The 11,878-nt window shown below is 66.4% G+C and carries 7 protein-coding genes; 3 read left to right on the forward strand and 4 right to left on the reverse strand.

The features are described 5' to 3' along the window. Position 1 precedes the first annotated feature (1 nt). Positions 2 to 508 (forward strand): NADPH-dependent FMN reductase, encoded by a 507-nt coding sequence (locus tag J1M81_RS24250; protein WP_080741332.1) that lies wholly within the window; start codon positions 2 to 4, stop codon positions 506 to 508. A gap of 5 nt (positions 509 to 513) precedes the next feature. On the opposite strand, the gene eccE is transcribed toward J1M81_RS24250, so the two are convergent. Continuing rightward, complete coding sequence (eccE, locus tag J1M81_RS24255; protein WP_206499013.1) at positions 514 to 2,115, reverse strand: type VII secretion protein EccE; 1,602 nt, start codon at positions 2,113 to 2,115, stop codon at positions 514 to 516. Positions 2,116 to 2,336: 221 nt separating this feature from the next. On the opposite strand from eccE, the gene eccB reads away from it, so the two are divergent. After that, complete coding sequence (eccB, locus tag J1M81_RS24260) at positions 2,337 to 3,791, forward strand: type VII secretion protein EccB (protein WP_032383663.1); 1,455 nt, start codon at positions 2,337 to 2,339, stop codon at positions 3,789 to 3,791. A 22-nt stretch (positions 3,792 to 3,813) separates the two neighbouring features. On the opposite strand, the gene mycP is transcribed toward eccB, so the two are convergent. From mycP to J1M81_RS24275, 3 genes are all read right to left on the reverse strand, one after another. Beyond that, positions 3,814 to 5,124: a type VII secretion-associated serine protease mycosin gene (gene mycP, locus J1M81_RS24265; protein WP_230591649.1), complete on the reverse strand. Its 1,311-nt coding sequence runs from the start codon at positions 5,122 to 5,124 to the stop codon at positions 3,814 to 3,816. A 68-nt stretch (positions 5,125 to 5,192) separates the two neighbouring features. Continuing rightward, on the reverse strand, positions 5,193 to 6,749 hold the full coding sequence (eccD, locus tag J1M81_RS24270) for a type VII secretion integral membrane protein EccD (protein WP_051365100.1): 1,557 nt from the start codon (positions 6,747 to 6,749) through the stop codon (positions 5,193 to 5,195). Between the two features lie 127 nt (positions 6,750 to 6,876). Continuing rightward, positions 6,877 to 7,866, reverse strand: a complete 990-nt coding sequence (locus tag J1M81_RS24275; protein ID WP_027496339.1) for an LLM class flavin-dependent oxidoreductase — start codon at positions 7,864 to 7,866, stop codon at positions 6,877 to 6,879. A 210-nt stretch (positions 7,867 to 8,076) separates the two neighbouring features. Here J1M81_RS24275 and eccCa point away from each other — a divergent pair. Continuing rightward, positions 8,077 to 11,878, forward strand: a 3,802-nt coding sequence (gene eccCa, locus J1M81_RS24280; protein WP_206499014.1) for a type VII secretion protein EccCa, incomplete at its 3' end; no start/stop codon positions are given.

Genomic DNA, 11,878 nt, shown 5'->3' on the forward strand with positions numbered 1-11,878 from the left:
GGTGGGCCCCACCGTCGCATCCTGGGTACGCAGCGTGGCGTCGGCGCGCGACTCTCTCACGGTTGTGGATGTCGATCTCGCGGACTTCGATCTCCCGAACAGCTTGACGTCGAGCGAGGGCTCCGAACGTTTCACCCGCATCGTGGGCGAGGCCGACGCGTTCGTCCTCGTCACTCCCGAATACAACCACGCTGTGCCCGGCTCGCTGAAGACCGCGCTCGACACGGTGAAGTACGAATGGCGTTCCAAGCCAGTGGGATTCGTTTCCTATGGCGGTCTGGCGGGTGGTGTGCGAGCGACCGAGCAACTGCGCCTCATCGCCGCAGAGCTACACATGGTGTCGGTACGGGATTCGGTATCACTCCATCGCGTGCGTCGGCGTTTCGACGAGGCCGGTGGCGTCGACGATCCCGCTGCTGTCGACTCCTTGGGGCGATTGCTCGACCAACTCGAGTGGTGGGCCGGCGCAGTGTCGAGCGCACGGGCGCGCGTCCCGTACCCCGGCTGACACTGTCAGTCTCGGACGGCGGGTCGAAGACTTCTCGGTCGACCGATGAACGCCGTTTCCTGCGGAATGGTGACCAGCGTCAGTTCGATGTCGATCGGACCCGAACGCACCCGAATACGGTCACCGGACGCACGCGGCTGAACGATCGACAGTGTCGCGGCGAATCTCTGTCGGGTCGGCCCGGGTGCCGCCGGATCATGCGGCGGTTCGTGCTCGGTCAGCGAGATCACAGTGACGCCGGGGACAGATTGGTGATCGAGCGAGATGGAGCCGTCTGCGAAGTCGACCACGACGACGTCGTACGAGGGCCGCACCCGTGTGTGGTCGCTGTCGACCAGAAACCGCTCGGGCTCCCCGATGGCGTCGCGGAGGGCTCCCCAGGCGTGCGGTCTGTCCGTTCTGACGACAACTCGCGCTCCGATCGCCACGGCTCGGAACAGAAGCTGTTGGGCGAGGTAGAGCTCGCCCACGATGCTGACCCGCGGCAGGTTCGCCCCGAAGATCCGCACTGCCACACCGTTTCCGTTCGTATCCGATCCCAGTAGTTGGCCGCAACCACTCACCGGGAACGCCCAGGCCTGCAGTGCGGAGGTCGAGAGGGTTCCGACCGGCATCACTGCCGAGTGTGTTGCCACAGCCAGTGGCAATTGAGCGAGAATGCCGTCTCGTTGACGTCCGGCCATCGAGGTCAGTGAAGCAACATCGGGCCTCGAGATTGCCTCTCGCGCAGCGAATCTGCACGACGCACGAACGCGGACGCGGCTCGGCTCGTCGGTGGGGCGCAGGTGAACGGACATGGTCGTACCCAGCGACGGTGTCGCCCACAAGGCCGAAAGATCCTCGACAGTGATTGTGCTGCAATCGATTCCGTAACCCGTACTCGCGACGCCGGGCAATGGAGCGTAGGACCACACCTGAGTCAGGTCGTCGGTGTCGACACCCCGGCTCAGGTGCAATGCCGCGGCTCGGAGTTCTGTGGCCGTCGACAGCCGTGTGGACAGTCCATGAGACTCCAAGGCGCGTGCAATGCGGAGGGCTGCAACGACCGCGGTTCGGGCCGCCCCCGTCCGGCCCGTGCCCCTCGCTGCCATCGCCCGGGCGTTGGCTCGTACGTCCAGAGTGACGGACACCCACACCGTCCGCTGCGCGACGGCGGGCAACGGGCCGATGAGGCCCTCGTACACGTCGGTGGCCACCGAACCGTCGGCGGTTCGAAACCCGAGCGCGACGATGTCGATTGCGGCAACCTCGACGTCGTGTTGCCGTAAGCACGACGTCAACGCCTCGATGGGCAGCGTGTGTCGTGTGTCGGCTCGCGTTCGCGCCAGCACCGTCGTGTCGTGTTCCGGTGCAATGATCTCCACGGTGCACGTGACGGTATCGCGCTGCCAGTGCACACCGACGGGCCGGCCGTCGGGGTCGACATGTTCTGTTGTCACCCCGACGGCAGGGACTCGGCCGGATCCGAAGCGCAGAGCGACGACCAGCCAGCCGGCGATCGACGTTCGCCGAAAGGCGACGAACGGTACGAGCGACACCGTCGCTGCGGCGGTGAGCGTCCACTCGACGGGAACGTCGGCCGCGAGTAGGGCGAGAGTTGTTGTCACAGTAGTTATTTCGGCCGCGAAAAACCCTCGAACAGTTGGCACGGCGAACGACACGACCGACGTGCGCCGTCGTCTCCTCGAACGCGTCATCACATACCCTCCCCCCGAAGGTTGCAGCCCGATCGATCGTCGCCGACGCGGTCGCCGATGGGTGCGGACGAACTGTACTGTGTCGCGTGACCCGATGGGGGATCGGGTCGGCACAATCCTGGGGAGGAATCGTGGCATCTACTCCGACGACGAAATGGCAGGTCGGCGGATACCGCTTTCTCGTCCGACGAATGGAACATGCCCTCATCAGGCGCGACGCGCGGATGTTGCACGACCCGATGAAGTCGCAGTCGCGCGCGCTCATGGTGGGTGTCGTCGTCGCATGCGTGGGTCTGGCGGGCTGCGCTGCCCTGGCGCTGTTTCGGCCTCAGGACAAGATCGGCGACGCGTCGATCGTGGTCGGTAAGGAGTCGGCCGCCATGTTCGTCAGCGTCGACGGCGTGTTCCATCCGGTGCTGAACCTGGCTTCGGCGCGGTTGATCGTGGGAAGGCCCGACAACCCTGTGACGGTGAAGGAGTCGGAACTGGCGTCGCGACCTCGCGGTGCGCTGGTCGGAATTCCCGGTGCCCCGTCGGCGCTGCCGCACGACCCGGACGGCGAGGCCGAGTCGTGGACCGTGTGCGACACCGTCGATCCGATCGCCGGCGTCACGTCGACGACAGTGATCGTGGGGGAGCCCCGCTACGGCGAGAACGCGGCTGCGCTCGGCCCATCCGAGGCATTCCTGTGGACTTCGGGCGGTGCGGCGTATCTCGTCCACGACGGCACCAAGTCGCCGGTCGATCTGGCGGACAGAGCTGTCGTTCGCGCGCTGGGTCTCGAGGATGCGACGCCGACGCCGGTCAGTGCCGGTCTGCTCAACGCGGTACCGCAGGTGCCTGCGGTGACGGCTCCGTTCATAGCGCGAGCGGGTGAGATCCCCGCCTACCCGTTCGACAACCGGCCTATCGGCTCCGTGGTCAAGGTTGCCGGCCGCGACGTTCGGTACTACGTCGTGCTCGAGGACGGCATCCAAGCCATCAGCGAAACCGCAGCCCTACTCGTCAAGTTCGCCGACTCGCAGGGCAGCCCCGACATCGCGGCCGTCAATCCCGACGTCCTGGCCGACGCTCCCAAGACGATGTCCGGGCTCGACGTATCGACCTTCCCGCCGACGACTCCCGACATCGTCGACTCGGGCCGGCGGCCGGTCGGGTGTCTGACATGGTCACCACTCGATGTCGCCGACGGTGGGCCGACTGCGCAGCTGGTCGAATCCGCAGGACGGTCGTTGCCACTCGATACCACCGCTTCACCGGTGGAACTGGCTCAGGCGGACGGCGGCGGTGATTCGGTCGACCAGGTCCATCTGTCACCGGGTAGCGGCGGATTCGTTCGAAGCACCGGTATCTCGACTGCCAGTACCCGTCAGGACGGCGTCTTCTTCGTCGCCGACACGGGAGTTCGCTACGGAGTCGAGGGTGCGGATGCAGCGTCGGCATTGGGCTTCGGACTCCCGGCTCCTGCACCGTGGCAGATTCTGCAGTTGCTGGGCAGCGGGCCGACTCTGGGGCGTGGTCAGGCGCTGACCATGCACGACGGGGTCGCGGCGGACCCGCAGGCAGCCGCGCTTCCGTCCAAGTAGTCCCGGCGAGTGGGCGGGCCGATCACAGCCGTCGGCGCAGGGGAATGGAGACTGCCGTTCCGAGACCCAGAATCACCGCGACCACCACCGACCCGGTCACCGCCGCATCGCGTGGCCGATGATCGGCGGCGGGCGGTGGGAGCGGCGCACCGATCGCGACCGCATCTGCGGGGACGGTTCGCTGCGTCGGTGTCACGACGTCGGTCACCGCAGCGAGTGGATCGACGACGCCGTGGCCGACCGACGGATTCCATCCGTCGGCCGCCGCATGAGCTGTTCGCTCGATGCGGTCGATCACTTGGAGAGCGGACAGATCGGGCCTGTACGCCCGCACCAGTGCCGCTGTCGCAGCGACGAGCGGTGCGGCGAAACTGGTTCCGGTCATCGGTACTACGCCGTCGGTGCCCCGAATGCCGTTGGCCAGGCCGTTGCCCGCCGGCGACAGCGACGTCATGTTGGAGCCCGGAGCAGCCACGTCCACCCATGGTCCGGCCAGGCTGAACGACGACGGCGAACCGTCCGACTCGACCGAACCGACGGTCAACACGTCGTCGAACCAGGCAGGTGTCGCGATGGTCGCAAACCCTTCCCACGGGTCCGCCTCGGGCCGGACCGGGTCGGGCATGGGGTTCTGTGCCCTGCACGCGTCGCTCCCGAAGTTGCCCGCCGCGGCGACGACGACGACGTTTCTCTCGCGAACGGCGTACTGCACTGCTGCGCCGAGTGGGCCGTCGGCGACGCCTGCGCCGGCCGGTACGCACGCCACTTCGGAGATGTTGATGACCGATGCGCCTGCGTCGGCCGCCGTCCGGATTGCCATGGCCATCGTCCGTACGTTTCCGTACCCGGCAGCGTTCTCGGGTTCGGTCGACTTCTCCTGGTCGGTCCTGTTGTCCACGACTTGAAACACGTTGCTGGACTGACGGATCGACAGGATGCGGGCGTCCGGAGCGCCGCCGGCGAAACCGCTGCCCGAGGCCGTCTGCGCGGCGATGAGACCGGCCACCATCGTGCCGTGCGCGTCACAGTCGAACAATCCGTCGGCGGTGCCGACGTAGTCGCCCCCAGGAATCAGACCCGGCAGACGTGGGTGAGGCGTGACGCCCGTATCGATGACGGCAATCAGTTGACCGGCTCCGCGAGTGATCGGCCACACGGACGCGAAGTCGAGTGCCTGTTGCGCCGTCGGAATTTCCTGGGCGTCGATCGTTTCGGAGGGGACGGCGCACGCGTTCTTCTGCTCGGTCGGTTCCAAAGGCGCGGGAGGGCTGGGCGGTGGCAGTTGCACCGGATCGATGAGCGGGCGTTCGGCGTGCGCGAAGGACGGTCCCATCAGTGCTTCGTAAGTGAGGGTCAGGACAGTGAGCGCGGCAACGGTGTGCGCACGACGCCGGCGCGCGGTCACAGTCCGCGGACGACGCTGTACAGACCGCACACCCATACTGCGATCGGAATGACGAGGGCGATCGCGGCGTATTCCACCAGTTCGGCCGATCGCCGCATCACCGGCGAATAGTTGCGGGTCGGAACCAGGGCTCCGAACACGGATGCGACGACGGCGGCGGCCAACGCCGCGCCGAACAACTCGAGTGCACGGTCCGGAAATGTGATCACTGCCCCGACCGAGAGCGAGAACAGGACGACCGCACCACCACCGACGAGTGGGACGGCATGTGTCACAACGGCATACGTGCGTCCGCGCAGAAGTAGCACCAGCGCGCACAGTGCGGCGAGGGCGATGCCGGGCCACCCGGAACCGGTCGCGGTGTCGCTCGCCGCCGCAGCGAGTACTCCCATCACCACCACGATCGTGAACGCCGTGAGCAATCCCGTCAGGTAGCTCCGTGCGCGCGTGGCTGCCACCTGCAGATCTGCGAACGACATCGAATCGAGCTCCGCCTCCTGGGGGGTGTCCAGTGGGGCACCGGCGGTGGGAACCGGAGGCAACGGAAGCCGCGCCTGCATCATCGACAGTCGGGCCGACACGGCGATTCCGGTCAGACCTACCAGTGCTGCGACGGTACCGATGGCCGCCGGCGTCATCACGGTGAACAACGCGCAGACCGCCGCGGCGAACGCCGACACTGCCAGCACGATCGACCCGGTGAACACGGCGAGCCCGGCACCGCCGATTCGCAGAGACAACAGCGCGATCGAGCCTGCCATGGCCGAACCCAACATCACGTGAGCTGCCCCGAACTGGCCGGGCACGAACAGAGTTCCACCGGTGAACATCAGCGCCGACGCGCATCCCCCGAAAAGCACCGCGACGGCCACCTGCTCGTACAGCCGGCCGAGGATCATCCCCGCAACGGCGAACAGGACCGCGGCCGTGACCGCGGCGACTGCCTCGACCGGGCTGCTCGTGTTCTCGGCACCGGATCGAACCGGGTCACTCAGAACGATTCCGCAGGCGAGCAGCACCGTCGAGCCCGTGATGATCGAACCGACCGTGCGTGCAGTACGCGCGGTCCACTGAGCAACGTCGTCGGTGCCGGAACGGGCCACGGCATCCATGAGATCGTCGAACAACGGAGTCGGTGCCGGACGCTCGGCGACACCCAACACGAGCAGGTCGCCGTCACGTACGCCCAGTTCCGACAGTGTGGACGTCGACGGTAGCGGCGGGCGTCCGATACGGGACAGCGTCCAGGCCCCCGACAACCCGTCGGATCCGGAGTCCGCGGTCCGGCTCCCGACCGGACCCGGTCCTTCCGCAGGCTCCGCTCGTGACGCGATCATGTCGACGATCCCCGGAATCAACAGCGACACCGGAACGTCCACGGGCAGTGCCATATCAACCTGGGTCGACCTCGCCGACACCGTCACCCGGCACACGTCCTGGGCGAAGACGGCACGCAGCCCCTGCGCACGTCGGGCCGGGTCCGATGCGATGGTCGGTTCGGCTGCGTCGGACGGTGTGTTCGTCGTTGCGGGACGGCTGTCGGCGCGTGTCATGGATATCCCCCCGGATGCGTGCAGTGCACTGTCGATGCCCGCCCCCCGGGCATCGTGCGTCCACACCCTACGACATCACGCCGACACTCGACCGCTCGTCGCCTCCGCCGAGACCTGCTCGCAGCAGTCAGGCAGGAACCAGCTCGCTCACCTGGGCCAGCAGCTCGAACGACCTGAGCCAGGATCGACGATCGGAGACGCCCGAGGCGACGATCAACTCGTCTGCTCCCGTGCGTTCGGCGAATCGGTCGAGGTACTCCCTGACCATGTCGGGCGTCCCGACGGCCGAGTACTTCGTCATCTTCGAGATCTGTTGCCCCGCGGGTGCTTCCAGCACCATGTCGGCTTCCTCGTCGGTGAAGGTGCGACCCCGTCCGAGCAGCAGGCTCACGCGGCTTCTCTTGGTTCGGAGGAACTGGGCCTGAGCCTCGGCGACGGTGTCCGCAGCGATCACGTTGACGCCCACGATGAGGTGAGGTTCGGACAGCTGCGCCGACGGACGGAAGTCGCGGCGATAGATCTCCACGGCCTGTTCGAGTGCGTCGGGTGCGAAATGCGACGCGAATGCGTACGGCAGGCCGAGGGCTGCCGCGAGCTGTGCGCCGAAGAGAGACGATCCGAGGATGTACAGCGGCACCTCGGTGCCGGCACCCGGCGTGGCACTGACCCCGGGGACGAGGGACTGCTGGGACAGGTACCCCTGCAGCTCCTGGACGTCCTGGGGGAATCGGTCCGAGGACGCGGGGTCGCGGCGCATGGCGCGCATGGTCACCTGGTCGCTGCCGGGGGCGCGGCCCAGTCCGAGATCGATCCTGTCCGGGAACAACGTGGCCAACGTGCCGAATTGCTCGGCGATGGTGAGCGGCGCGTGGTTGGGAAGCATGATCCCGCCGGAGCCGAGTCGAATTCGCTTCGTGTGTGCGGCCACGTGCCCGATCAACACCGACGTCGCCGACGATGCGATCGTCTTCATGTTGTGATGTTCGGCGTACCAGATGCGCTGGTAACCCCAGTTCTCGGCGTGCTGGGCGAGCGTCACGCTGGCGTCGAAACTGTCTCGGATTGTTTCGCCCTCGCCCACGTGTGCGAGATCGAGGATGGACAGGGGTACGGACACGGAAGCCGACCTTTCGTTCGTCGAACATGTGCGGCCTCGGAGCCGCATTCTTCGTTCAACCGAATGCGGTGCCGTTCTATTTCTGTATCCCGATGCTTCGACGCAACGGTGGACCCTCCGGTTGTGCATGCGTTAGCCTGTCGTCCACGCGGCCTCGGGGGGAGGTCGCCGCGAATGCAGTTGTGGGGGCGCGGCCGTGGGGGCTGATCGATGAGTACCGTGCGCTTCGTTCGCAGCGCGCGCCGGGAAGTACCTCGGTCACCGGGCGGCGAGGTCGTACTTCAACCGCCGCCTCCCGTGCCGCGCGCGGTACCCGGCAATCTCCTGATGAAGCTGATGCCGCTGGTGATGGTCGCCGCCATGGTCGGAATGGTTGCGCTCATGTTCACTTCCGGTGCGGCAGCGAACCCGATGATGTTGATGTTCCCAGCCATGATGCTGATGTCGATGGTGGGCATGTTGGCCGGCGGGGGCAAGTCCGGGGGAGCACGTACCGCCGAGGCGAACGAGGACCGTAAGGACTATCTGCGGTATCTCGACCAGCTTCGACGAGACGTCGCCGACACCGAGCGAGATCAGCGCAGGGCACTCGAGTGGAGCCATCCGGATCCGGGCACTCTGTGGTCGACGGCCGGAACGCAGCGTATGTGGGAACGTCGGCCTCAGGACGCCGACTTCGCGCACGTGCGGGTCGGGCTCGGCGATCAGCGTTTGGCGACCCGACTCGTGCCTCCCGAGACCGGACCTGTGGAAGAGCTGGAACCGGTGTCCGCGGTGTCGCTGCGCCGATTCGTGCGAGCACGCTCGGTGGTGTCCGAGTTGCCGATTGCCGTGTCGCTGAGGGGATTCGCCGCTCTGTCGATAGCCGGGGATCGCGATGCCGCTCGTGCGATGGTGCGCTCGATGGTCGCCTATCTCTGTACCTTTCACGGACCGGACCACCTCGCGGTTGCCGTCGTCTGCGGCCCCGACACCGTGGAGCAGTGGGAATGGACCAAGTGGCTGCCGCACACACAACACGACGTGATGCGAGACGGTGCCGGTTCTGCGCGAATGATCTTCGGCAGTGTCCTCGAGCTCGAGAGCGCGCTGGGGGACGTCCTGTCGATGCGGAATCGCTTCGCACGTGGGGCGGTGAACAGTGGGGTCACGCAGTTGGTGATCGTGGTGGACGGCGGACTGGTTGCCAACTGTTCGACCGACCTCACCGACACCGGCCTCGATTCCGTCACCATCGTCGACCTGTCCGGGTTGTGTACGCGACTGGCGGCAAGTCGCGGGCTCCAGCTGGTGGTCGAGAACGGCTCGATCGGTGCGGTCAGCGGCACGGCAGTCGAGGTCTTCGCTGTGGCGGACGCGATGAGTACCACCGAGGCACACGCCGTTGCTCGACGCCTTTCTCCGTATCGCGCGCCGTCGTCGCCCTCCGCTGTCGATACCGTCACCGACGACGGGGCCGCAGTGTCGGGATGGAACAGCCTCGTCGGAATCGCCGACGTCGGTGCGCTCGATACGGATCGAGCGTGGACAGTGCGTCGCGGTCGAGACCGGTTGCGGGTACCCATCGGCGTCGCACCCGACGGCAGCGCGGTCGAGATCGATTTGAAGGAGTCTGCCGAGAACGGCATGGGTCCACACGGATTGTGCATCGGCGCAACGGGTTCGGGTAAATCGGAGTTTCTGCGTACGCTCGTTCTCGGGTTGGTGTCCACCCACGCCCCGCAGCAGTTGAACCTGGTACTGGTCGACTTCAAGGGCGGGGCGACCTTCGCAGGGCTCGAGGCCGCGCCGCACGTTGCGGCCGTGATCACCAACCTGTCCGAGGACCTGGCTCTGGTCGACCGGATGCGTGATGCCCTCGCCGGCGAGATGAACCGTCGGCAGGAGTTGCTGCGCTCGGCCGGAAACTTCGCCAATGTGTCCGACTACGAGAAGGCGCGCGCAGCGGGAGCTGCTCTGGCACCGTTGCCCGCTCTGTTCGTGGTGGTCGACGAGTTCTCGGAATTGCTCAGTCAGCAACCGGAATTCGCGGAATTGTTCGTGGCTATCGGGCGGCTCGGACGTTCGTTGCACATGCATCTGTTGTTGGCCAGTCAGCGTCTGGAAGAAGGCAAGCTGCGCGGACTCGACAGTCATCTGTCCTATCGAATCGGTCTGAAAACGTTCTCGGCCAACGAGTCACGTTCTGTTCTCGGTGTTCCCGACGCGTACCACCTACCTGCTCAGCCCGGTGCCGGCTATCTCAAGTGCGATTCGGCCGAGATCGTCCGCTTCGCTGCGGCCTACGTGTCCGGACCGTACGTTCCGCCACGTTCGAGTGCGGGGGCACCCGCCGCGCAGGGCGTCGATATCCGTCCGAGGCCGTTCACCGCATATCCCGTCATGGTCGATCCCGTCGAGAACGACGTCCGTGTCGAGCCGGTGGTCGAACCGGATCCGGTCGAGAACGACGACACCGGCGCGACCGTTCTCGATGTCGTCGTCGGCCGAATCGCAGGTCGCGGTATGCCGGCCCACGAGGTATGGCTACCGCCGTTGGACAAGGCACCGACACTGACCCGCTTACTGCCTCGGTCGGTACTGAGCGGCGGCGTCGATGCGCTGAGCACACTTCGTGCTCCGATCGGCATCATCGACCGGCCGTTCGATCAGCGGCGGGATCTGCTCACCGTCGACCTGTCCGGTGCAGCCGGGCACGTGGCGATCGTGGGGGCTCCGCAGTCGGGGAAATCGACGGCCCTTCGGTCGCTGATCATGGCTCTGGCGATGACGCACACACCCGCTCAGGTTCAGTTCTACTGCTTGGACTTCGGGGGTGGAACGCTGGCCGGGTTGGCCGAACTACCGCACGTCGGATCGGTGGCCAACAGATTGGACGTCGACCGAGTACGCCGGACCGTGGCCGAGGTCGCGGCTGTCGTTCGTCAGCGGGAGAAGACTTTTCGAGATCGCGGCATCGATTCCATGGTCGAGTTCCGGCGGCTGCGGGCGATGCAACCGGTCGATGCGAACGACAGGTTCGGCGACGTCTTCCTGGTGATCGACGGATGGCAATCCATCAGATCCGACTTCGAGAGTCTCGAACAACAGATCGCGACGCTGACGACCCAGGGACTGGCATTCGGTCTGCACCTCGTTCTGACGGCCTCTCGCTGGGCAGAAGTGAGGCCCGCGACGAAGGATCTGATCGGGACCCGGCTCGAGCTGCGACTCGGAGATCCGTCGGACTCGGACATCGGCCGAACGAAAGCCGCCAGTGTGCCGCAGGGCCGACCGGGCCGGGGCATGACCAAGGACGGTCTCCACCTGCAGATCGCACTGCCTCGGGTCGACGACCGTCGATCGGTGGCCGACCTGTCTCGAGCTGTCGCAGAGTCCGTCAGCGCGATCGCCGCAGCGTCCACGGGGTCGCCTGCCCCGCCGGTCCGCATGTTGCCGGAGATGCTCGAACGGTCGGAGGTGCTCGATCGACTCGCCGGCGCCTGGCCCCGCGACCGTGGCACCGTTGCGGAACTGAGGGTTCCGATCGGCATCGACGAGGCCGAGCTGGCTCCGGTGACGGTCGACTTCGCCGAGAACCCACATTTCGTCGTCTTCGGCGACAGCGAATGCGGGAAGACGTCCCTGCTGCGGGGGATATGCCGATCTTTGGTCGATGCGAACCCACCCGATCGGGTGAAACTGATCGTGGCGGACTACCGTCGAACTCTCTTGGGCACAGTCGATTTCGAGCATCTGGCCGGCTATGCGGCCGCGCAGGCGACGTTGACGGCGATGATCGTCGATCTCGCAGGCAGAATGAGCAGGCGCATGCCGGGATCGGACGTCACCCAGCAGCAGCTCCGCGAGCGGTCGTGGTGGGACGGGCCCGAGGTGTTCGTCGTCGTCGACGATTACGACCTGGTGGCCACCGCGTCCGGAAACCCGTTGTCGTCCTTGGTCGAGCATCTGCCACACGCCCGGGACATCGGACTGCACCTCATCGTGGCGCGTCGCTCGGGCGGGGCGGGGC

Origin of the sequence: Rhodococcus sp. KRD175 (assembly GCF_017168275.1) — a bacterium.
Taxonomy (GTDB): domain Bacteria; phylum Actinomycetota; class Actinomycetes; order Mycobacteriales; family Mycobacteriaceae; genus Rhodococcoides; species Rhodococcoides fascians.

Bases quoted from the DNA above. Each gene is read 5' to 3' on its own strand.
- eccD (WP_051365100.1), bottom strand. From the start codon at position 6,749: ATGACACGCGCCGACAGCCGTCCCGCAACGACGAACACACCGTCCGAC.
- mycP (WP_230591649.1), bottom strand. From the start codon at position 5,124: ATGGGACCGTCCTTCGCGCACGCCGAACGCCCGCTCATCGATCCGGTG.